Consider the following 22,645-nt stretch of genomic DNA (forward strand, 5'->3'; position numbering starts at 1 on the left):
ATGCTGTTTCCGACGCTGGGCTTCGGCCTGTTCTTCCTCGTCGTCTATGCGATCACCTGGTCGCTCGACCGGTCGAACGAATGGCGCAAGATCGCGCTGCTGCTGGCGAGCTGGTTCTTCTACGGCGCATGGGATGCGCGGTTCGTCGCGCTGCTGTTCGTCTCGGCGGTGGTCAACTGGGCGCTGGCGCAGGCGATCGTCCGCGACCGGGAAGGCACAGACGGGCGACGCGGGCGGGCGCTGGTCACGCTCGGCGTCGTCGCCAACCTCGGCGTGCTCGGCTATTTCAAATATGCCGGCTTCTTCCTGGAACAACTCGCCAGCCTGTTGCAGCCGTTGGGCTTCGGGCGCGACCTGCCGTTGTTGCAGGTGGTGTTGCCGGTCGGCGTGTCGTTCTTCACCTTTCAGGCGATCTCCTATCTGGTCGACGTCCATCGCCGGCGGATTCCGGCGGCGGGACTGCTCGACCTGACGCTGCTGATGTCGTTCTTCCCGCATCTGGTCGCCGGGCCGATCGTGCGCGGCGCGGACCTGTTGCCGCAGTTCCGCCGCGTGCCGGTGATCGATCGCGGCACCGTCGCCGCCGCGCTGCTGCTAATCGTATGGGGGCTGTTCAAGAAGGCGGTGATCGCCTCGCAACTGGCCGGCGCGCTGGTCGATCCGGCGTTCCTCGATCCCGCCGCGCGGTCGAGCTTCGACCTGCTGATCGGCGCTTACGGCTATGCGGTGCAGATCTACTGCGATTTCTCCGCCTATTCGGACATGGCGATCGGGCTGGCGGCGCTGCTCGGCTACACTTTCCCGCGCAATTTCGACCAGCCCTACCGCGCCGCCTCGCTCCAGGATTTCTGGCGGCGCTGGCATATCAGCCTGTCGAGCTGGCTGCGCGACTATCTCTACATTCCGCTCGGCGGCAGCCGGAAGGGGCCGGTGCGCACCTATCTCAACCTGTTCGCGACGATGGTGCTCGGCGGGCTGTGGCATGGCGCGAGCTGGAGCTTCCTGATCTGGGGCGCGCTGCACGGCGGTTGGCTGGCGATCGAGCGGTTCTGGGCACGGCATCGCCCCGCCGGCCTGCCGCGCGCGCCGCGCTGGGCGGGGATCCTCGTCACCTTCCACATCGTCGTGCTGGGCTGGATCTTCTTCCGCGCGCAGGGCGAGGGGGAGGCGGTCGCCTATCTCGCCGCGCTGGGGGCGGGCGACTGGCGCAACACGCTGGTCACGCCGCTGTCGCTGGGGCTGGTCGCCTTCGGCCTCGCCATCCATGCGGTGCCGGCCCACCTGCTGACCGGGGCGGCGATGCGGCTGCGCCACCACGCCGCGCCGGCGATCGCCGTGGCGCTGGGCATGGCGATCCTGATCGTCGACGCGATGCGGCCCGCCGGGGTCGCGCCGTTCATCTATTACCAGTTCTGAAGCGGGGCAGTCATGACCACGGGTGCCGACCATGGCGAGATCGCCGAAGCAGGATCGCCGGTCCAGGTGCCCGCCGACCCGGTCGACGGCGTGCGGCCGCTGCGCTGGATGACCGGCATTGTCGCGGGTTCGACGCTGTTCCTCGCGCTGTTCAACGCCCCTGCGATCGGCGAATGGTTCGACGAACTGCCGCCGTCGCCCGCCACCGAACCGCTGCGCGCGCCGATCGCGGCATGGGTGGCGACGACCGCCCGCCTGGGGCTGGACACCCCGCGCACGGCGGTACGCACGCGCTGGGAAGCGGCACGCGCGGCGCGCTTCGGTGGGGAACATCCCGGCGGGGAGGATGGTGCGGAGTAGCGCGGGTAACGGCGCGGTGCCGCGAACCGCGCGCTGTCAGGGGTCCGGTTAGAGGATGGTCAACATCGTACGCCAGGCCCCCGCAACCGTCCCGATCGGGATCGCGAAATGGGATCGCCAACGGCTTCCCAGTTCTCCTCCGTGACTATGGGTTTTTAGAACGCGAGCGGCGATATGGCGTCATATCAGCCCCCCCCTTGTCACGGCGCGACGAGATCGTCAGGGATCGTCGGGCCGCCGATCAGCCGCTCGAACGCCGCCCAGCGCGCGGTGGGGTCCGTGCCTACCGCCGCTATCGTCTTGGCAACCATGGCGCGACCCAGGAAATAGTTGAGCACATAGCTGCGATAGGTATCCACGAAACGGATGCTCCGTTGCGCTTCCTGCGGAGTCACCAGAAAATACTGCTCCTTCAAGGCAACGGAGCGAGCGCGATCGATCCGCCCGTCGATATAGTCACGCGCGATCACCGCCGACGCCGGCGCGAGCTTCGCTTGCACAGCTCGGACCTTTTCGAACAGCGCCACGTCCGCCGGGTCGAGCCCGGCGAGGGGGGACAGCGTGTCACGTTCGAACGCAATGCGCTCATCGCCGGGGAACGCCAATTCAGGGCCATAGTCGGCCGACCCTTCGGCGATCAGTGCCATCGGTGCAAAGAGGGGAAACACCGTGTATTCGATCCAGCTCCGCCGCTCCGCCAGGTTTCGTTCGTACAGGGAATAGAGCACGTGATGCCCGGGATATGCCTCGTGGCAGCCCAGCTTGATGACCATGTCCATCGTGAGCGGCACATCAAGGTTGACCTGAATCAGACTGTGCGCATGGCCTTGGAAATAATTATAGCCAGCCCATGGCTTGTCGCGAACCATCTCCAGCGTGATCGCTTCGCCCGGCGGCATCGCGATATGGTCGAGCGTCCGGCGGCGACATTCGGCGATGGCTGCCTTGACCACCGTTTCCGCCTTTTCCGGCGGTACGGTGACGCGGTCGCTCAGCCTTTTCATGCGATCGGCGAGCGTTCCCGGTCCGGCGGGCACGAGCCGGTCGAGCTCGGCGAGAACGGGATCAAAACTGGCGAGCGTCGGAGCAGCGAACGTCACGCCGAACAGGGCCTTGGACTCCTGATCGAAGCTGAGCTTCTGACCCACAACCATCGCCATGCGCGTTTGCGCGGCCGTGAGCTGGAGCAGCAGCGCCGCGCGGCGCTTGCGCTCGATGGGCGACAGCGTCTTCGGGCCGATCGCCGCCAGTCGCGTATGTAGCCTTGCTGCATCGCCGCTCAGTTCAGATGGCGTGCGCTGGTCGAGCTTTGCTGCGGCGGCGAGAGTTGGCGGGCCGAAATAGGCATCGACATAGCCAGGGTCCCGCTCGCCCGCGGCCAGGCTTAGCGCCACATAGTCCTTGGCGATCGCATCGATCGCTGCGCCAGAGCCGCGAGATGATGCCGGAACGACGGCGAACCCGACACATGCAATTGCCAAGAACCACATCAATCGTCGCATTCCGCCGTTCCCCCAACCCGGTTTTAATGGGGTCAATCACGGGCGCACGAAAAACACAATGAACACTTTGGTGGCAGGCATTCCCGAAAACCAAGGTTGAAGGGGGGAGCGCCTGTGCGGCTCGATCCGCATCAACGGTATCCCCTGACCCGTCACGCGATCCATGCGCCCTGATCGGTCCCGGCTCGGGGCGGAAGCGCTCGAAGCGCCGGACCCCGGTCAGAGGACCCTGCAACAGACGTCATCCCGGTGAAGGCCGGGATTTCCCAGGGCCGATGCGCGACAGGCGCCGCTGGAGGCCCCGGCCTTCGCTGGGGCGACGCCTCGATACCGGTGGATCGGACTTTAGCGGTAGAAGATGTGATCCGCGATCTGGGCGACGCGGACGCGCTTGGGCATCGAGCTGCCCGCCGAATGGAAGAACAGCGCGCCCGGCGCGACGTCCTCGTCCTTGCCGCTCAGCGTGCGGATGGCGATGTCGACAGCGGTCGACCAGCGGCCGTTGTTGCGCGGGGGGTTGTAGGCGTCGACGTTGAAGAACTGGCCGCGCTGGCGGACCACGCCGCACGCGCTGTCGGCGAAGCGGCCGCTCTTGACGCGGGCGCGGATGACCTGTGCTACCGCCAGTTGCCCGCGATGCGGCTGATTGCCGGCTTCGTGGACCACGACCTTGGCAACGCATTCGACCTCGTCCTGGTCGACGTCGATGTCGGCGGTGGCATCGGCCACGGCGGGTTCGGGCGGGAGATCGGCTTCGGGGCGGGCTTCGGGAAGCGCCTGCATCACCGGAGCGGGGGTGGCGACCGCATCGGGGGCGGTGGCGGGAACAAGGGCCGGGGTCGGTTGTGGCAAGACCTGTGCCGGATCGGCGGTCATCGCGATATGGGCACTTGCGACGCCGCTAAGGGCCGTCAGACACCATAAAACCAGTACGGACCAGCGCTTGTTCATTCCCACTCGCTATTTATGCGCAAGGGTGCCCGCCATCGGCCGCGGAAACGCGGACAAAATAAAGCGGCCGTCGGGATCCCCCACGTCTCGCCGTCCGTTTCCCGCGTCTCGGTCACGCGGCATACAGGAACGGCTGAAATCGTTCGCTCCCATCGCTTCGCGGCGGCCGGCTGTCAACCGGCGGACGCTGCGCCGGCGACGAACCGTTGGTTCCATCGGATCAATCCATCGCCGAAACGACCCGTCTACACCGGATCGGCGCCGGATCAGCGCCGGCAGGGGCGATCGTCCTCCCGCCGGGGATCACGACGAATCGACGGGCGGTGCCGGCCCGCATATCGCATCATTATGTCGGATACCCCCGCGCGACCGCTCAGTCGGTGTCGGGTTCCATCGCGATGATCCGTCCGGTCTTCGGGCTCATGCGGAAGTCCCACGTCCGGCCGTGGCGGGTCGCCTCGCCTTCCCAATGATCGTCCTCGGGTTCGATCTCGATCAGGCGATAGCCTTCGCGGTGCAGTACCCGCTCGGCCTGACCGATCGAAATCCAGTCCTGTCCGGGTTGATCGGCGCGCGCGGGGGCGGGCGCGATCATCAGTCCGGTCGCGATCAGGGCAAGGGTCTTCATGGCGGGGCTCCTCGACAGACGACAGGCGCGCGCACCGCGGCGCTCACGCATAGCGCCCGAACGCATAGGGGTTCAGAAAGGCGCGGGTCCGCAATATTTCGCGCTCCACCGGGGGTAGCGCGGCTTCGCCGCACGGCGCATCGATCACCGCTTGCGCCGCCGCCTCGCTGAGCAGGAACGGCAGTGCCGCCGCCAGGGCGGCGACCGGGCGGCTGTCGCTGCGCTGGCCAACGATCAGCATCGCCTGGCTCGCCTCGCTCCCCTGCCCTGTCGCCCGGGCAGCGGACGATCCTCCTTCGCGCAGCGGCAGTTCGGGGGCGATCCCGATCGCCCCGCCCCGCGACGATCGGGTCGGCGGCACCGGGCAACCAGATCCAGACATAGGCCTCAGAAGGCATCGTCGACCCGCGTGGCGTGACACACCGCGCCCGACAGCAGCACGAGCCGGTCAGCGGTCCGTGTCGCGGCCTGCGCCAGTCCCCCGGCCTCCAGCCCGAACAGCGGCACGCCGAGGATCGTGGCAACCTTCGACACTGAACCGACCGCGCATCCTGCGTCGCCCCGCTCGATGCGGATCGTGCCGGCCATAAGGGGCAGCGCGTCGCTGGTATAGCGGTAACGAGGCACGGCCATGCGGCACTTGCAGCAAATATCGTACATTCGCCGCACCAAGCGCGGTATTCGCGACTTGCGGGCGGTTCACCCGTTCTTCTCTCTTACAAACCTGAAAACAGCATCGCGCCTGCGTTAGAGGGTTAAATACTAGGTTAAAAGGTTAAGCGGCCAGCAGCACCCCGCAAACCCGCAGAAATCCACGAGTCGCGCGGACCCCCGCGTTCCCGAAGGATCGACGATCCGTTCCCGAAGTGTCGATGCCAGCGTTCCCGAAGGATCGACGATCCGTTCCCGAAGTGTCGATGGCCCGTTCCCGAAAGATCGATGGCCGTTCCCGAAGTGTCGATGCCCCCAGACACGACCGATCCGGCATCCGGCGTTTGAATCAGTTCACCCATGCCCGCCCACAGGAAGGTTCAAAATGGAGCAAACGCCCGCGATCCCCGCCGGAGCGTGGTCGCGAGTGCCGATACTTCGGGAACGCCTGCGCCGAGGATCAGCCCAGTTCGTGGCGATGCTTGGCGTCGAACCGGCGGACATAGCCGATGAACGCCGCCTGATAGCTGACCGGGGTGCGCGCCGGATCGCCGTCGATCCAGCTACGGAAATCGGTATGAAGCGTCTGGTAATCCCATCCCGGACATTCGGCGCGCAGCGTCGCGAGCGTGGCCGACGTGATCTCGCCATCGGTGGCGCGGGTGGCGAGGTGCTTCACCGCCTGGCGGATCGCGGCGGCGGCGTCGACCAGTTCGTCGGTCCGTCCGGCCGACGGCGCGGCGGGCGCGGCGATGGACAGGGTGCGCGGCCCGGGTTCGGGCCGCCGCCGCATCCGCAAGGCCGGTTCCTTGCCGTCGTCGCCCGGCTCCAGCGTCAGCGCATAGCCGGGCAGCTCGTCGCGCTCGGCGATCTTGGCGATCTCGAACTTGAAGCGGCGATACTGCCCCTCCGCCCCCGATTTCTCGAACAGGGTCGGCATCGAGATGGCGAACCCCCCCTCGCCCGCCCCGCCGGCGTGCTTGCGCGCCACGCGGTACAGCCAGCGCTCGCGCCCGCCGGTCAGGTCGAAATAGGCGCGGTCGATCGACAGCACCCCGCCCGCCATCATCACGCCTTCCCAGAACCAGTTCGACAGCTCGATCGTCATGCCGCGCGACCGTTCGGTGGTTTCGTCGACCAACTGCGTCCAGCCATCGAGCCATGAGAAGGTCGCCTCGCGCCGGCCGCGCGTGGTGGCGGCCGCGCCGGTGTCGGCGCGGATGTTGGTCTTGATCGTCGTCGCCACCAACCGGTCGAGCGACTGGCCGAGCAGTTCGTACGACCGTCCGGTCGTCGGCCGGCCGATCGCGCGCAGCAGGTCATAGGGCATCAGGTGCAGCGTGCGCGGCACGTCATTGACCCCGCGCCTTGCCATGTCGGCCAGCACGCTGGCGCAATAGATCAGAATATCGGCGTCCCAGATCGTCGCCATGCCGAATTCGGCATTGGCCGACACATGGACCCACAATTTCCCATCGGGACTCTTGTAGTCGATCGGCTTGACCCGCTTCGACTTGGCGAGGCTGAAGAACGGGCGTTCCATCATCTCGCGCTGGTCGCGTAGCGGCATGTCGGCGAGATAGGGGAGGAACAGGTCGAACTGCCCGGCGCCCTTCGTGCCTCCCTTCGGGGCGGTGGTGCCGGTCATCGGCCGGCGATCCCGGAAAGTTTCCCCGGGGAAACATCGGCGCGGGAGCGATGTGCGGAAAAGTTTCCCCGGGGAAACTTCCTCGCCGCACACCCCGGCGGGGCGCGATGTTTCCCCGGGGAAACACGCCGCCGCATCACCGCTGCAATCCCCGCCCCTGACGCTCCAGCTCGGCGAGCGCGTGGCGCAGCATGCCCGCGAGTTCGTCCGGCCCGACGCCCGATCCAGCGTGCAGCCGCACCGTCACCCCCTGCCGACCGACCGACTGCACGCTGAGCGCGGTCCGGCCGTGCGGTGTCGTGCAGACGATCGGAATCGGCGCGGCGGTGTGGCGATGCGGGGCGGCGAGCAGGCAGCGCAGCACCTCGGACCCGGGCAGCGGCGGCAACCCGTCCTCGCGCAACGCCGCCTGTTCCTCCACCAGATGCTTTGCCTCGGCCAGAATCGCGGCCGATGCGGCGGGATCGTCGAGCGCCTGCGCCAGCGCATAGCCCGGCTTCAACTGCACCTCGGCGGGCGAGGCGAAGGCAGCGACGATCGCGTCGGGCAGCGCCGCGACCTTGAGCATCTTCGACAGCCAGCCCTTCGACAGCTTCAGCCGTTCGGCCATCCGCGTGGCGTGGTTGCCGTAATGCGTCTTGAGCGCCGCCGCATAGTTGCGTGCGCGCTCGAGGTCCGACACATCGGCGCGCGCGCGGTTCTCCAGATCGGCGAGGCGGAACGCCGCCTCGTCGTCGAGCGTCGCGACCTGCGCCACGAAGCGCATCTCGGGATAATTGTTCGCGCGCAGCCACGAGATCGACCAGTGCCGCCGCGTGCCCGCGATGACCTCATAGTCGTGGGCCGCATCGCCCTCGATCCGGCGGACGACGGCGGGGACCTTCTGCCCGCCCTCGGCGATGATCGAATCGATCAGCTCGCGACACCCCGCCTCGGTCAGATGCGCGTAGGAGCGTGCATTGCCCGGCCAGATCCGCACCCGCGCCGGATCGAGCAGCAACTGCGTCACCTGCCGCACCTCGCCCGACGCGACCCGCGCCAGCGCCGATTCACGCCCCAGTAGCGTCGTGCCGCGCGCGCGTTCGGGCGGGGCGGGGGAGGGGGGTGCGGCCTCGTCGTCGAGCAACGCCGCCAGATAGTCGGACTGTTTACGTGCCATCGGATACCCCCTTTCTGCGGAACATATGCGGAACTTTCGCGTGTAGGAAAGGGGGGAGTTCGGGGCGGCCGCACCCGCCGGCGCGGATGCGTCGGACGGGCAGGGTGCCCGCCGGCCGGGCGGCCTGCGCGGCGGATGCCGCGCCGCGCCTTGCGCGGTCAGGCCGCCGCAACTACCGTCTCCTCGCTTGCCGGGGTCACCCGGCCCCATCCCTGCCGCACCAGTTGCGCGATCTGCCCCATCGCCTCGTCGAGATTGGCGCGACAGCGTTTGTGCGTCTTGGGCGTGCCGATCGGCTTTTCGAGTTCGTAGATCGTCATCATCCGCATCGCCGCATGGCTGATTTCGGCGGATTCGAGGATGGGGACGGGGAGGAGCGCGGGGCCGAAGCTCTGTTCCATGATCGCGCGCACCATCGCATGGCTGGGATCATTGCCGTCGAACTTGGAACAGATCAGCCGGACGAAACTGTAGTCGACCTCGATCCCCGCGCCGCTCAATTGTTGCAGCACCTGGTCCATCATCGACAGGAACTGGACGGTCGAACAGAAATCGGGCGTCGTCGCCGCCAGCGGCACCAGCAGCGCGTTGGCCGCCTGCATCACCGCAAGGCTGATCGTGCCAAGCGCGGGCGGCGGATCGAGCAGCACCACGTCATAGTCGTGCGCCAGCGCGATCAGCCCGCGTTTGAGCTTGCGGAACCGCGCCGCCAGCACCGACTGCCCGTCGGATCCCGCCGCCGCCAGTTCATATTCCACGTCGAACAGTTCGAGGTTCGACGGGATCAGGTCGACGTTGGGCCATGGCGTCGCCTTGACCGCATAGGCCAGATCGTCCTGCGTCGGATCGATCGAGAGATAGGGGTAGAGCGTTTCCTCGCGGGTGATGTTAAAATGCGGGTTGAAGCCGAACAGCGTCGTCGTCGTCGCCTGGCTGTCGCAATCGACCACCAGCACGCGGTAGCCCTGCACCGCGAAATAATGGGCGAGGTGGCAGGTGACGGTCGACTTGCCGACGCCGCCCTTGAAATTCTGCACCGCGATGATCGCCGGCACGTCGCCGGCCGAGCGGGCGGGGGAGGCGCCCAGCACCTGGCGCATGTGCAGCAGCTCCTGCACGGTATAGCCGATCCGCCGCCCGTTCTCGCCTGCCGGGGGGGCGGGCAGCCGGCCGTCGTCCTCGGCCATGCGGATGCGATTGGTCGAACAGCCGAGCAGCCCGGCCGCCTCGGCGATGCCGAAGCGGACGTTCAGTCCCTTGCGGCTTTCGGGCAGGAACGCTTTCCGCCGCAACCGCTCGATCATCCGTTCGCCGGCATCGGCCAGATCGCCGATCTGGGTCACGATTGCATTCATAATCCCACCCGATGACCGCTTTGAAGCTTGTTCGCCCGCGACACTGGACCGAATGCTTCAATCGTGCAAGCCCGTGGGCGGGCAGTGTCAGTCGATTGGCGTCAGCGTGTGGAAGCCGCTGGCGTGGAACACCAATGGCGCGATCCCCCCGGCGGTGGCGGCGCGGTGGAGGCGCAGCAGGATGATGTCGTGATCGCCAGCGACGATCTCGCGCTCGACCGAACAGTCGAGCCATGCGGTGGCATCCCCAAGGAACAGCGCGCCGTCGGGGGTGACGTCATAGGCGATGCCCGCGAACCGGTCGTCGCCGGGGCGGGCGAGCTGGCGCGCGGTGGCGGCCTGGGCGTGGCCGAGGAACGAGATGCCGATCCGCCCCAGCGTGCGAAGCTGTGCCCATGTCGCCGATCCGTGGCGGATGCACACCGATACCAACGGCGGCGCGATCGAGATGGCGACGAACGCGCTGGCCGTCATGCCGACCGGCCGGTCGCCGTCCATCGCGCACAGCGCGGTGACGCCGGTCGGGAAGTGGCCGAACAGCCGGCGCAGGTCGGTGTCGTCGCCGGGCGCGCGCAACGCATCGATCGCGCAAGGGGCGGGGGCGGGGGTCATGCCGCCACCTCCGCCGGCATGGCGGCCGGAGCGGTGCGCAGCGCATAGCGCCGGGCGAGCGCGGCGCAGACCATCAACTGCATCTGGTGGAACAGCATCAGCGGCAGGACGATCAGCCCGACCGTGGCCGCCGGGAACAGGATGTTGGCGATCGGCAGTCCGCTCGCCATGCTCTTCTTGGAACCACAGAACACGATCGCGATCTCGTCCTCCCTCGAAAAGCGCAGTAGCCGGCTCGCCATGGTCGTGAAGCCCAGCACCATCGCCAGCAGCGCGCCGTCGAGCAGGAGGACCAGTCCCAGGTCCCGTGGCGTCACCCGGCTCCAGATGCCGGCGACCATGCCCGCGCTGAACGCCGCATAGACGACCAGCAGGATCGATCCGCGATCGACCGACATCGTCAGGGTCTTCTTCTGCGCCAGCCAGTCGCCGATCAGCGGCCGCGCGCATTGGCCGAGCACGAACGGCAGCAAAATCTGCAACGCGATGTCGCCGATCGCGTCGAGCGACATTCCGCCCGCCGCCGTGCCGAGCAGCAGCGTCGCCAGCACCGGGGTCAGCACCACGCCCATCAGGTTGGACAGCGACGCGCAGCACAGCGCCGCCGCGACATTGCCGCGCGCGATCGAGGTGAAGGCGATCGACGACTGCACCGTCGAGGGCAGCAGCGCGACGAACACCAGCCCGGTGACGAGCCCGTCGTCGACATGGCCCTTGAGCGCGGCCATCATGCCCAGGCCGATCAGCGGAAAGACGGCGAAGGTCGTGGCGAACACCAGCGCCTGCAACCGCCAGTGCAGCATGCCCACCCAGATCGCCTGCCGCGACAGCCGCGCGCCGTACAGGAAGAACAGCAGCGCGATGGCGCCATGCACCACCAGATCGAGCAGGTCCTTTGCCGACCCGCGCGCGGGGAACAGCGCGGCGAGCGCGACCATGCCCATGATCGCGACGATATAGCCGTCGGGGCGCAGCCGGCGCAGGAGTGTCGTCAACCGTGGCCCCCCAGTTCGGCGCGGACGATCGCCGCGCCGGCGCACAGCGCGTTCAGCTTGCCGCGCGCCACGCCCTGCGACAGCGGGGCCATGCCGCAATTGGTCGCGGGATATAATTTGTCGGCATCGACGAACGCCAGCGCCCGGCGCAGCGTGTCGGCGACTTCCTCGGGCGTCTCGATCGCGTCGCTCGCCACGTCGATCGCGCCGACCATCACCGTCTTGCCGCGCACCAGCTCGATCATCTCCATCGGCACGCGCGAATTGTGGCATTCGAGCGAGATGATGTCGATCGACGAGCGCTGCAGGTTGGGGAAGGTTTCCTCATATTGCCGCCACTGCGATCCCAGCGTCTTCTTCCATTCGGTATTGGCCTTGATGCCATAGCCATAGCAGATGTGGACGGCGGTCCGCGCCTTCAGCCCCTGCGCCGCGCGCTCCAGCGTGGCGATGCCCCAGTCGTTCGCTTCGTCGAAGAACACGTTGAACGCCGGTTCGTCGAACTGGATGATGTCGACGCCCACCGCCTCCAGCTCGCGCGCCTCGTCGTTCAGGATGCAGGCGAATTCCCATGCCAGCTTCTCGCGGCTGCGGTAATGGCCGTCGTACAGCGTGTCGATCATCGTCATCGGACCCGGCAGCGTCCATTTGATCGGCTGCGCGGTCTGCGCGCGCAGGAACCGCGCGTCGTCGACGAACACTGGTTTCGGCCGCGACACCGCGCCGACCACGCTCGGCACGCTGGCGTCGTAGCGGTTGCGGATGCGCATCACCTCGCGCTTCTCGAAATCGACGCCGTCGAGGTGTTCGACGAAGGTCGTCACGAAATGCTGGCGCGTCTGTTCGCCGTCGCCGACGATGGCGATCCCCGCCTGCCGCTGATCCTCGACCGCGAGGCGCAGCGCGTCGCGCTTGCCCGCAACCAGTTCGTCGCCTTCGAGCTTCCACGGCGACCACAAGGTTTCCGGCTCGGCCAGCCAGAGCGGTTTGGGCAGGCTGCCCGCGGTGGTCGTCGGCAACAACATGGTCATGATCGGGTGTCCTGTATTCGTGGTGCCGCTCCTGCGTCCGGTCGACCTTCGACCCGGAACGCCGGAACCGCTGCTCCCCTCCCTGACAAGCGAGGGGCTGGGGGTGGGTCGGCCTGCGAGGAAACGGGAGCGCGCCACAACCGGCCGCCCCACCCCCGCCCCCTCCCTTGTCAGGGAGGGGAGACGCCGATCCCGGCCTATGCGTCCGAGAACAGCCGTTCGAGCAGCGCGCCGTGCGGGGCGATGAGCTGTTCTTCGGCGAAGCGGCCCTGTTCGACCGCCAGTCGGGCGCGTTCCTCGCGGTCGTAGACGATGCGGGTCAGCGAATAATCCTGCCACGTCAGGCTGGGGCGATAGCATTCCGCCGCGACCGAATTGGCGTTGTAGATTTCGGGGCGATAGATTTTCTGGAACGTCTCCATCGTCGCGACCGTGCTGGCGAGTTCGAGGTTGGTGTAATCGCCGACCAGATCGCCAGCATGATAGAAGGCGAGCGGCGCGACCGCGTGTGGCGGCATGAAATAGCGCGCCTTCAGCCCCATCTTCGCGAAATAGGCATCGGTCGGCGACGACCGGTCGTTGCGATATTCCACGCCCAGGATCGGATGGACGTTGGCGCTGCGGTGATACACCTCGCGGCTCGATACGCTGAGGCAGATGACCGGCGGCTTGGCGAACCGCTCGCGATAGGCCGCCGAGTGCAGGAACAGCTTGAACAGCTTGCCGTGCAGTTCGCCGAAGCGCACCGGCGCGCCGCTGCCATGCTGCTTCAGATGGTCGGGCAGCACCACGCTGAAATCATAATCGCGGACATAGGAGGAGAAATTGTTGCCGACCATGCCGGGCACGCGCTCGCCGCCGACCTTGTCGACGATCGTCGTCTGGAGCACCTCGATCAGCGGAAACGCCCGGTCGCCAGCGCCCTCGTCGATCGTCAGCGCCGCCGACACGATGTCGAGGTCGAGGCCGTAGCGGTCGCCGGCCGGATTGTCCCAGTGCATCAGCGTGTTGAAGCGATTGTCGATCATCGCCAGCGTGTTGCGCAGGTTTTCGCGGCACCGCTCGCCGCGCGCCAGATTGGCGAAATTGGTGGTGATGCGCGTGTTGTCGACGGGGCGATAGTCCTCGTCGAAAGGCATGCTGCTGATCGTGAAACTACACCCGCCGTCGGCCATGACTCACCTGCTTTTGCCGGACGGGGGCGCCGGTGGCAGAACGCGCAGAGCGTGACGCGACCCGGTCGGCGATTGCCGCAGGGCCGTGGCGTCGAAGCGCGATCCACCGGAGGAACCCCCGTCCGAGGAACATATGGCGTCGGAGGCAGGTCTCCTGGCTCACGGGTCGACACGGCGGTTCCGGCCTTCCCGGGCTTCGTCAAAAGCCCAGTGACACGAAAAGGAACCGCCGCTCACCGCTTACAGTTGCGGGGGCAGCGCCGGACTTTGCCCCAGGGGACATCACCGGCTTCCCGTCTTAGCCCCGTCGCCATCGCTGGAACGGGGAACCTCGACAGCGGCGTTCAACACCATCGACCATCGGCTGTCAATGACGATATAAAGATATGTTTATATCGTTGAATGGTCGAATACGAACCGGTCCCCGCGATAGGTGCGGACCGCGTTGCCGCGCTCCAGCTCGCGGTTGCGTGTCCACAGGGTACGCTGGTCGCTGGCGTCGCGGTCGTCGCGCAGCGCGTCAAACAGCAAAGCGAGTTTCAGCCGGGCGATCCTGCGGTTGGCGAACTGGGATCGCTGCTCCTGCGAAAAGGCGGTGAGGCCGGTCGGGCTATGGGTGGCGCGCACCGCGCTGTCGGTCTTGTTGACATGCTGGCCGCCCGGCCCCGACGCGCGTAGCGTCTGGTAGCGGATGTCGGCGTCGCGCAGCGTCGGCACGTCGCCGTCGGCGGGCGCGCGGGTCGCGGCGACGAACCAGTTGCGCCGCCGGTGGAGCGGGCGAAGCAGACTGGCCCCGATCCAGCGGATCGTGCCGCACCGCGCGGCGACGAACGCTTCCGCGCCGTCGCCCGCCACCCGCAACAGCACCGACGCGGCGGCATCGCCGACCGGCTCGACCGGTTCGCACACGAGGCCCGCCGCCGCCGCCTCGCGCGCCCACACGCGGACCAGTCGGCCGACGACCCATTCGCACTCCGCCGGCCCCTGACCGGCGGAGAGGTGCAGGATGATCTCGCTCATGCCCGCCTCGTCTTGTAGGTGAGCAGCGGGCGGAGCGTGGCGACCGGTTCGACCAGTTCGGCATCGGTCAGGTCGCGCACCACCTGATGGATGTCCTTGTACGCCTGCGGGGCCTCCTCATAGATCAGGTCGCGATCCTCGCAGATGACGCGGCTGCCGAGTTTGGTCCGTTCGAGGTCGGCGATGCGGAAGCGGCCCGACAATCTGCCGCGTGCCTCGCTCCGGCTCCATTTGCGGCCGGCACCATGCGCCAGCGAATGGAGCGCCTCGCCCGCACGGGCATCGATCGGCCGGACGAGATAGGTCAGGTCGCCGCGCGATCCGGGGATGACGATCATCCCCCGATCGGCGGGTGCCGCGCCTTTGCGATGCAGCCACCCGCCACGATACGGCGTGACGCTGTTGTGGCAGATGTCGAGCAGGCGCGTGCCGTCGCCGCCGATCCGGTCGAGGAACCGTTCGGCGATCGCCGCGCGGTTCAGGATCGCCCAGCGGATCGCATCGTCATGCGCCGCCAGATAGGCATCGCCCGCCGCCTCGCCCGCGATCAGCCCGGCGACATTGTGGCGGGCGCGGTGGGTGTCGAGGATCGCCTGGCCCAGCCCACGCGATCCGCTGTGGACCATCAGATGGACCGCAGCGGCATCGAGTGGCGTATCGGCCACGAACGTCTGTTCGACGCGCAGCAGCTCGGCGAAGTGATTGCCGCCGCCGATCGTGCCCAGCGCCTCGCCGGCGATCGCCGGCAGCCCCGCCGCCGCCAACCGCTCGGCGGCATCGGGCAGGGGGGTCTCCAGCCCGTGCAGCTTGCGCTCGACGGTGTCGGGACGGAATTTGCGCAGGGTGAGCGTGGTGCTCCACAGCCCCATGCCGCAGCCGATGTCGCTGCCGACGAGATGCGGATAGACGTACGCCCGCGACCAGAAGGCGGCGCCGACCGCGATGCCGCGCCCGGCATGCAGGTCGGGCAGGCCGACGATGGCGTCGATGCCGGGCAGGGTGGCCGTGTGGTGAAGCTGGTCGATCGCCGCCTGTTCGATCCAGCTATCGGACGAGGCGATGACGCGGATGGTCGTCGAAGAAGCCGTGGCGTCGTCGCCACCGCTGGAAATCAGGCGATCGTGATCGCCCGTGGGGGAAGTGCCCATGTCGTATGTTCCGGAACCCGGGGAGTGAGAATGGCGATGGGTGCGGTCGCTGCGCGCATGGCTTCACTCCTTGTGTTCGGGTTGGAAAACGAGGTTGTCCGATAGCGTGATCGTCGCGGAATTGCAACCGTGCGGGTCGGGGATCGTCACGCCGGCAGGGCGACCGCGTCGAAGCGCGACAGCGCGAAACCGGCAAGGTCGATCGCGTCCGCCTCGCCCGCCAGGCGCTGGGCGATCGCCTCGCCGATCGCCGCCGAATGTTTGAAGCCATGCCCCGAACAGGGCGAGGCGACCAGCACCCGGTCCATCGCCGGATGGCCGCCGATCGCGAAATGCGCGTCGGGCGACTGGGTATACAGGCAGGTCGCGGATCGCGCGGCATCGGCGCGCACCCCGCGCAGCCGCCCGGCGACATGCCCGGCGTACATCGCCGCCGCCTCGTCGGGACCGGCGGTGCGGTGCATCGTGTCGGGGGTCACGCGGACCGGGGGTTGTTCGTTGGCGGTCTTGATCGTGCAGCCGCCGTCGATCGAGGGAAAGCCATAGAAATCGCGCGTCCGGTCGGCATGCGACCAGATGAAGGTCGGCCCGTCCGCCCATGCCGCCGCCAGCGCCGGCACCGGATCGAGCGGGAACCAGTGCATCACCTGCCGCGTCGGGGTGAGCAGCGAGGCGAACGGCTCCCCCAGCAACGCGCCGGCCCAGCTTCCCGCCGCGACCACCACCTGCGCGGCGGTGATGCGTTCGCCCCCGGCCAGTTCGATGGCGACGCCGCCGGTGACGGGGTCCAGCGCCACCGCCGTTTCGCCGAAGCGGCAGAGGCCCCCCGCCGCCCGCGCCAGCATCAGGTTGGTCGCGATGCAGCGTTCGACATGGAGATAGCCGCCGCCCGGTTCGAAACAGCCATGGTCGGCGTCGCCCGCCGCGAAGTGGGGAAAGCGGTGGCGGATGGCGTCGGCGTCGAGCTGTTCATGGTCGATGTCGAACCGTTCGGCGGCGGCGATCGTGCGGCCGAGGAAGCTGTCCGCCGCCCGGCCACCGCCTTCGGCCAGCACGAGGCAACCCGATGCGGTCAGCAACGTGCGGCCGGTGCGCGCCTCCAGATCGCGCCAGATCGCATGGCTGCGCAGGGCGAGCGGGACATAGGCCAGCCCCTCGCCGATCGCACGGCGGGTGATCCGCGTCTCGCCGTGCGACGATCCCCAGATGTGCGGCGGCACGAACCGGTCGATGCCGACGCAGTCGAGCCCGCGTTCGGCCGCCTGCAACAGCGTCGCGCTGCCGACCGCGCCCAGCCCGATGATCGCGACGTCGAACCGGTTCGCCATGACGATCAGTAGCTGTAGCCGACCGACAGGCCGATGGTGCGCGGGGTGATGACGCTGATCGTGGTGCCGCTCGCCGGGGTCGCGGCGGTGCGATAGGCCGCGCCCAGACGCCCGCGCCGGTCGGTCACGTTGCGCGCGAACACCGTGAAGGCCAGCGGGCCGCTGCGCACGCCGCCGCGCAGGTCGAGCGTGGCATAGGATGGCAGCACCACCCGCGGCACGCCGGCGCGCGCCTGGAATTCGGCGATGCGCCGGCCGTTGTAGACCGCCGTGCCGCCGATGAAGCCGGTGACGTCGTTGCCCAGCGCCACGTCCTGATCGGCGGCGACCGATCCCGCCCAGCGCGCGCTGTAGGGCAGGCGGTCGCCTTCGGTCCCGAACAGCGCGGCGGTGCGGCCCGCCGGCAGGTCGCGGGTCAGCGCGGCATCGGTATAGGCGCCCGTGACCGCGACGGTGCCGCCGTCCCACGGGCGCAGGTCGACGCTCGCCTCCGCGCCACGGCTGCGCGCGCGGCTGCCGTTGGTGTAGAACAGATAGCCGCTGGTCGGGTCGTTCCCCGACAATTGCACGTTGGTCCAGTCGATCCAGAACAGGCTGACGTCGAACCCGATCCGGCGGTCGGGGGTCAGCCCCTTCAGCCCCAGTTCGTAGTTGGTCGTCCGGTCGCTGTCGAACGACGGCGGCAGGCTGGGCAGGTTGGTGTTGGGGCCGCCGGGGCGATAGCCCGACGCGATCCGGGCATAGGCGGTCAGGTCGCGGCCGATCCGCCAGCGCGGCGACACCAGCCACGTCGCGGCGGTTTCGCGGAAGCGCTGGACATTGGCGGTGGTGCCGCCGTTGAGCGGCCCCGACAGCGCCTGGCGGTACACCTGCCGGTTTTCCGCCACGCGCCCGCCGAACTGGACGTCAAACGCCGGGGTGAAGTGCCAGGTGAGCGTGCCGAAGGCGGCCAGATCGCGGAAGGTCGACGGGATGTTGCCGGCGTACAGGTTCGCGCTGTCGCCGCCGGCGAGCGCGTCGAGGCTTTGCAGCGCGACCGTATCCTCATCGGTGTAGAAGCCGCCGACCAGCCAGTCGATCGTGCCGCCGGGCTGCGAGGCGAGGCGCACTTCCTGCGTCCATTTGTCGGTGTTGATCGTGTTGCTCAGGATCGCGCGGCGACCGGGATAGCCGAAGCGGGTCAGCACGCCGGCGAACCGGTCGGTCGAATCGGTCGGCGTGTTGTAGCGGCTTTCGCCATAGCCGGTGATCGAGGCCAGCTCGACCCCGCCCAGATCCCATGCGATCCGCCCCTGGTACAGCCGGTTGCGCACCGCATAGGGCACCGGCCGCGCCGACAGCGGCGCGGCCCAGCGGCCGAACGGCGACGATCCGTTGCCGGCAAGGAAGACGGTCGGCGCGTCGGTGCCCGACAGGTCCTGCGTCAATGCCTGCACGGTGATGGTCAGCGCATCGACCGGCCGGGCGAACAGCGCGACACGGCCGCCCCACACCCGCCCGCTATTGGCGTCGTCGACCCGCGACAGCGTGTTGTCGATGAACCCCGGGTCCTGCCGGTAGAAGCCGTTGACGCGTACCGCCACCCGGTCCGCGACGATCGGCAGGTTCACCGATCCGCGCGCGAAGGCGCCATCGTCGCCATGCGCGATCGATTGGCCGCCGAATTCGAACGCGGCGCGGGTGCGCGACGGATCGGGGGTGGCGGTGACGTATTTGATGAGCCCGCCCAGATTGTTCGCGCCGTACAGCGTCCCCTGCGGCCCGCGCAGCACCTCGACCCGCTCAAGGTTCGACGGATCGAGATCGGGGGTCAGCCGGTCGCCATAGCCGGCGAAGGACGACGATCCGAACGGGGTATCGTCGACGGTGGTCGACACCGTCGGATTGGCCCCGCGCCCGGTGGTGATGCCGCGCAGCGCGACGGTGGTGAAGCCGCCGCCGCCGGTGTAGCTGAGCCCGGGCACCCGGTCGAAATAGTCGCGAAGCTGGGTCAGATTCTGCCGCGTCAGGTCGGTGGCGTCGATCGCCGTCACCGATACCGGCACGTCGATCAGCCGTTCGACCCGCTTCTGCGCGGTGACGACGATGTCGCCGGGCGCATCGGCGCTATCGGTCACGGGCGCGGGGTCGGCGGCCTGCGCCTGCGCCACGCCGCTCCACCCCGCCACCGCGATGATCGCACCCAGCGCGACGCCATTTTTCCCGATGTTTCGCATAGCCCACCCCGTCGTTACCATTGCACCGCCAGCAGAACAATACACAGGTGTATCGTCAACGCATACGAATGTGATGGGGATTAAAGCTCAGCTATTCGCCGGTTTTGGCATCTGCGATACATCTGTGTATCGTCGCGCCGATGAAAGCCATGGCGGTCCCCGGTTCGACACGCGCCCACCCGTTCCGGTTCTGGACGGGGCTGGCGCCGCGCGACTGGGCGGCGGTCGCGGTTGCGCTGATCGCCGTGACCCTGCCCGACGTCATGCCGGTGATGGTCGCCGCGTTGCAGCGGCAGTTCGGCATCGGGCCGGAGGCGGCCGGGGCGGTCGTCTCGGCGAACATGGGCGGCATCCTGCTCGCCACCGCCTTCGCGCCGTTGCTGCTGGCGCGTGCCCGTGAACGCACGTTGCTGCACGCCGGGCTGGCGGTGATGGTCGCGGGCAATATCGCGACGATCTTCGTCACCGATTACGGGGTGCTGATCGGCGTGCGCGCGCTGTCGGGGCTGGGCGAGGGGCTGGCCTGTGCCGTCGCCTATGGCCTGATGGCGCGGTCGGCGCGGCCGGGGGTGTCGGTCAGCCTGTATGCCGCCGGGCAGAATGTGATCGCGGCGGGCGGCATGGCGATATTGACGCTGATGATGGCGGCGCACGGCCCGGCGATCTTCTATATCGCGGTATCGGTCGTCGCGCTGCCCGCGCTGCTGCTGGTGCCGATCGCGACGCGCGGCGCCCCGCCCCGCGCGGTCGCCAGCCTGCGCCGGCCGGTGCCGGCGGCCGGCATCGCGCCGCTGGTCGCCATCTTCCTCGTCTTTACCGGCATGGGGTTGAGCTGGACCTTCCTCGAACGGATCGGCAGCGCCCATGGGCTGGCGGCGGCGGGCATCGCGACGCTGCTGTCGCTGGCGGCCTCGGCCGGGATGGTCGGTCCGCTGCTGGCGGCGCTGGTCGCCGACGCCCTGCGCTTTCGCCCGGTGTTGCTGGCGGTGGCCGGGGCGGTGGTGCTGGCCGCGATCGGGCTGGGCATCGGCGGCGGCGCGGTGGTGACGATCGCCGCCGCCTGCCTGCTGCGCTTCACCTGGGCGTTCGTCTATCCGTTCCTGTTCCGGCTGATGGCCGAACGCGAGCCGAGCGGCCGTGCCGCCACCGTCACCCCGCTGGCGACGGCGGCGGCATCGACGGTCGCGCCGGTGCTGGGCGGCGCGCTGCTCGAACGGGTCGGGCTGGGCGCGTTGCTTGGCGGGTCGGCGGCGCTGGTGCTGGCCGGGCTGTTGCTGGCGTTGTGGATCGCGCCGCACCCCCGAAAGCCCGCCGCATGACCGATGCCCCATGGTCGCACGACCTGCCCTGGCCCGACGACCTGCCGCCGTTCGATCCGTTCGACCCCGCGATCCAGGCCGATCCGTATCGCCATTATGCGTGGTTGCGCGCCCATGCCCCGGTGGTGCGCGCCGGGCGGGCCGATGCGCGGCTCTACCTCGTCAGCCGCTATGACGACGTCCTTGCCGGGTTGAAGGATGCGACGGCGTTCGTCTCCACCCCGCCCGGCGGCGCGATCATCCCGGGGTTGCTGCTGATGCTCGATCCGCCGCTGCACGGACCGATGCGACAGACGATCAGCCGGGCGTTCAGCCCGCGCGCGGTGAACGCGATCGAGGATGCGGTGCGGACGCTGGTCGCGACCCATTGGGACCGGTTTCTAGCCAGCGGCGGCGGCGATGCGGCGGCCGGCTTCGCGACACCGCTGACGATGGGCGTCATCGCGACCGTGCTGGGCATCACCATCGACGATGCCGCGCGGATGCGCGACTGGACCAATTCGGCGGTCGATTTCATCGCCACCCGCATCCGGGGCGTCGTCAATCCCGATGCCAGCGTCGACAGCTATGCCGCCATGCGGGCGTTCATGGCCGATGCGATGGACCGCGCCGCCGCCGATCGCGCCGCCGGGCGCGGCCGCGATACGGTGATCGACGCACTGGCCGCGCTGCGCGACGAGGACGCGCTGACCGCCGATGAGGCGGATGGGTTCGCCTGCCTGCTGTTCATGGCGGGACATGAGACGACCACGCTGTTGTCGGTCAATTGCCTCGACCAGTTGGCGCGCGATCCGGCCGCGCTGTGGTGGTTGCGGGCGGGGGGGAGTCCGGCGGCGTTCGTCGACGAGATGCTGCGCCATCGCCCTTCGGTCCACCGCGTCACCCGCTATGCCGCGCGGGCGACGACGATCGCGGGATGCGCCGTGCCGGCGGGTGCGCCGGTCCGCTTCCTGATCGCATCGGCCAACCGCGACGCCGCGCGCTTTCCCGATCCCGACCGCTTCGACCCCGACCGTCGCGGGGCGCCGCATGCCGGGTTCGGCTTCGGCATGCACATCTGCATGGGATCGTGGCTCGCCCGCCTCGAACTGCGGCTGATGCTGGCGCATATCGCGGCGACCACCGCCACCATCGCCGCGAACGGCCGGCGGGTGCCGGTGGAGGGCGGGGCGTTCGCGACCAGCGGCCTGACCCGCCTCGACCTGTCGGTCACCCGGCGGTCTGCGTGACCCCGCCCAGCGGACCGGTCAGCGCCCGGATGTAGAGCGGGGTCAGCTCGGCCCGGCGGGCGTCGTCGCGCTGCGCATCCAGCGCATAATAGCCGACCTGATGATAATAGGTGATGCGCGCGCGCACCAGCGCCTCGTCCGCGCCATAGCCATAGTCGAGGAACAGGCGGCACAGCGCGCCGATCCGTTCGTCGTCCACCGCATGGACGACCGCCCGCACCGCCGCATCGCCGCGCGCCCATTCGCGCACCGCCGCGTCATAGGCCGAACTGAACCCGTGTTCGTCGACCCACAACCCCGCCAGTCGCGCGAACCGCGCGTCGGGATCGCCCGGCCCGTCCAGCGCCGCCAGCATCGGCGCGGTGTTCGTCTCGCGCCAGTCGTCGAGCAATGCCTGAAGCAGTTCGGCATGGCTGCTGAAGCGCCAGTAGAAGCCGCCGCGCGTCACCCCGCATTCGCGCGCGAGGCGATCGATCTTCACGGCATGGATGCCGTCGCGGATCAACGTCGCCCGCGCCGCCTCCAGCCAGGCGCGCGTGGACAGTTTTGCGGCAGGGGCCAGAGCGTCGGTCATCCGCCTCTCCAACCCGCTTTCGACCGGCATCTCAAGGGCATCGCCGCAAAACCCGCTCTTTCGCGCCTTTTCGGACGGTCGCTCAGGCCCGGGTCGGGGTGGGATCGTCGTCCGGGATCGGCATCGCGATCGATTCGTCCTCGGCACCCTCTTCGAGCGCCGCCTGCAGTTTGGCGATCTCCAGATCGGCGACGCCGCTGCCCGTCGGTTGGATCGGCAGGTCGGCGGGGGACGCAATGTCATGGTCGGATCGGGTGGTGTCGGTCATGGCCTGCTCCTGATGGAGCGGCTTCAACGCGCCAGCGCTCAAACGGGCGCAGCGACCGAA

General features: G+C 68.6%; 22 protein-coding genes and 1 riboswitch. Of the genes, 4 read left to right on the forward strand and 18 right to left on the reverse strand.

Annotation, left to right across the window (positions count from 1 at the left end):
• Both ASG37_RS16810 and ASG37_RS16815 read left to right on the forward strand, forming a co-directional pair.
• The gene (locus ASG37_RS16810) at positions 1-1,416 is read left to right on the forward strand and encodes an MBOAT family O-acyltransferase (RefSeq protein WP_055763173.1); all 1,416 of its coding nucleotides are present in this window, start codon (positions 1-3) and stop codon (positions 1,414-1,416) included.
• A gap of 12 nt (positions 1,417-1,428) precedes the next feature.
• The gene (locus ASG37_RS16815) at positions 1,429-1,776 is read left to right on the forward strand and encodes a hypothetical protein (protein WP_055763178.1); all 348 of its coding nucleotides are present in this window, start codon (positions 1,429-1,431) and stop codon (positions 1,774-1,776) included.
• 200 nt (positions 1,777-1,976) lie between these two features.
• Here ASG37_RS16815 and ASG37_RS16820 read toward each other — a convergent pair whose 3' ends face one another.
• The 16 genes from ASG37_RS16820 to ASG37_RS16895 all read right to left on the reverse strand — a co-directional run bounded on the left by ASG37_RS16820 (position 1,977) and on the right by ASG37_RS16895 (position 19,195).
• Positions 1,977-3,278, reverse strand: coding sequence for a hypothetical protein (locus tag ASG37_RS16820; RefSeq protein WP_156349051.1), 1,302 nt, complete (start codon positions 3,276-3,278; stop codon positions 1,977-1,979).
• 345 nt (positions 3,279-3,623) lie between these two features.
• The gene (locus ASG37_RS16825) at positions 3,624-4,154 is read right to left on the reverse strand and encodes a cell wall hydrolase (protein WP_156460581.1); all 531 of its coding nucleotides are present in this window, start codon (positions 4,152-4,154) and stop codon (positions 3,624-3,626) included.
• Positions 4,155-4,602: 448 nt separating this feature from the next.
• Positions 4,603-4,857, reverse strand: a complete 255-nt coding sequence (locus ASG37_RS16830; protein ID WP_055763189.1) for a PepSY domain-containing protein — start codon at positions 4,855-4,857, stop codon at positions 4,603-4,605.
• Between the two features lie 43 nt (positions 4,858-4,900).
• On the reverse strand, positions 4,901-5,239 hold the full coding sequence (locus tag ASG37_RS16835; RefSeq protein WP_235532993.1) for a hypothetical protein: 339 nt from the start codon (positions 5,237-5,239) through the stop codon (positions 4,901-4,903).
• Between the two features lie 5 nt (positions 5,240-5,244).
• The gene (locus ASG37_RS16840; protein ID WP_055763194.1) at positions 5,245-5,490 is read right to left on the reverse strand and encodes a hypothetical protein; all 246 of its coding nucleotides are present in this window, start codon (positions 5,488-5,490) and stop codon (positions 5,245-5,247) included.
• A 478-nt stretch (positions 5,491-5,968) separates the two neighbouring features.
• Entirely contained in the window at positions 5,969-7,156 is a 1,188-nt protein-coding gene (locus ASG37_RS16845) for a replication initiator protein A (protein ID WP_055763197.1), read from the reverse strand.
• A 136-nt stretch (positions 7,157-7,292) separates the two neighbouring features.
• Positions 7,293-8,315 carry a ParB/RepB/Spo0J family partition protein gene (locus ASG37_RS16850; RefSeq protein ID WP_055763200.1) on the reverse strand — a complete coding sequence of 341 codons (1,023 nt, stop codon included), beginning with the start codon at positions 8,313-8,315 and terminating at the stop codon, positions 7,293-7,295.
• A 158-nt stretch (positions 8,316-8,473) separates the two neighbouring features.
• Entirely contained in the window at positions 8,474-9,670 is a 1,197-nt protein-coding gene (locus ASG37_RS16855; RefSeq protein ID WP_055763202.1) for an AAA family ATPase, read from the reverse strand.
• An 87-nt stretch (positions 9,671-9,757) separates the two neighbouring features.
• Positions 9,758-10,282 carry a flavin reductase family protein gene (locus ASG37_RS16860; protein ID WP_055763205.1) on the reverse strand — a complete coding sequence of 175 codons (525 nt, stop codon included), beginning with the start codon at positions 10,280-10,282 and terminating at the stop codon, positions 9,758-9,760.
• Positions 10,279-11,277: a bile acid:sodium symporter family protein gene (locus ASG37_RS16865; protein ID WP_235525126.1), complete on the reverse strand. Its 999-nt coding sequence runs from the start codon at positions 11,275-11,277 to the stop codon at positions 10,279-10,281. Before ASG37_RS16865 ends, ASG37_RS16860 begins: the two co-directional genes overlap by 4 nt.
• Entirely contained in the window at positions 11,274-12,308 is a 1,035-nt protein-coding gene (locus tag ASG37_RS16870; RefSeq protein WP_055763208.1) for a methionine synthase, read from the reverse strand. Before ASG37_RS16870 ends, ASG37_RS16865 begins: the two co-directional genes overlap by 4 nt.
• A gap of 197 nt (positions 12,309-12,505) precedes the next feature.
• Positions 12,506-13,483, reverse strand: coding sequence for a putative oxygenase MesX (locus tag ASG37_RS16875; RefSeq protein ID WP_055763212.1), 978 nt, complete (start codon positions 13,481-13,483; stop codon positions 12,506-12,508).
• A gap of 126 nt (positions 13,484-13,609) precedes the next feature.
• Positions 13,610-13,832, reverse strand: a riboswitch (cobalamin riboswitch).
• A 41-nt stretch (positions 13,833-13,873) separates the two neighbouring features.
• Entirely contained in the window at positions 13,874-14,503 is a 630-nt protein-coding gene (gene prfH / locus ASG37_RS16880; protein ID WP_055763215.1) for a peptide chain release factor H, read from the reverse strand.
• Positions 14,500-15,651, reverse strand: coding sequence for an RNA ligase RtcB family protein (locus ASG37_RS16885; RefSeq protein WP_055763218.1), 1,152 nt, complete (start codon positions 15,649-15,651; stop codon positions 14,500-14,502). Before ASG37_RS16885 ends, prfH begins: the two co-directional genes overlap by 4 nt.
• A gap of 146 nt (positions 15,652-15,797) precedes the next feature.
• Complete coding sequence (gene solA / locus ASG37_RS16890) at positions 15,798-16,979, reverse strand: N-methyl-L-tryptophan oxidase (RefSeq protein WP_055763221.1); 1,182 nt, start codon at positions 16,977-16,979, stop codon at positions 15,798-15,800.
• A gap of 5 nt (positions 16,980-16,984) precedes the next feature.
• Complete coding sequence (locus ASG37_RS16895) at positions 16,985-19,195, reverse strand: TonB-dependent receptor (RefSeq protein WP_055763223.1); 2,211 nt, start codon at positions 19,193-19,195, stop codon at positions 16,985-16,987.
• Between the two features lie 140 nt (positions 19,196-19,335).
• On the opposite strand from ASG37_RS16895, the gene ASG37_RS16900 reads away from it, so the two are divergent.
• Both ASG37_RS16900 and ASG37_RS16905 read left to right on the forward strand, forming a co-directional pair.
• On the forward strand, positions 19,336-20,514 hold the full coding sequence (locus ASG37_RS16900; RefSeq protein ID WP_082448032.1) for an MFS transporter: 1,179 nt from the start codon (positions 19,336-19,338) through the stop codon (positions 20,512-20,514).
• Positions 20,511-21,743, forward strand: coding sequence for a cytochrome P450 (locus ASG37_RS16905; RefSeq protein ID WP_055763230.1), 1,233 nt, complete (start codon positions 20,511-20,513; stop codon positions 21,741-21,743). Before ASG37_RS16900 ends, ASG37_RS16905 begins: the two co-directional genes overlap by 4 nt.
• Here ASG37_RS16905 and ASG37_RS16910 read toward each other — a convergent pair.
• On the reverse strand, positions 21,724-22,317 hold the full coding sequence (locus tag ASG37_RS16910) for a TetR/AcrR family transcriptional regulator (RefSeq protein ID WP_056493724.1): 594 nt from the start codon (positions 22,315-22,317) through the stop codon (positions 21,724-21,726). The genes ASG37_RS16905 and ASG37_RS16910 overlap by 20 nt on opposite strands.
• A gap of 82 nt (positions 22,318-22,399) precedes the next feature.
• Entirely contained in the window at positions 22,400-22,585 is a 186-nt protein-coding gene (locus ASG37_RS17855; RefSeq protein ID WP_162233454.1) for a hypothetical protein, read from the reverse strand.
• Positions 22,586-22,645: the final 60 nt, after the last annotated feature.

Origin of the sequence: Sphingomonas sp. Leaf407 (genome assembly GCF_001425385.1) — a bacterium.
Classification (GTDB): domain Bacteria; phylum Pseudomonadota; class Alphaproteobacteria; order Sphingomonadales; family Sphingomonadaceae; genus Sphingomonas.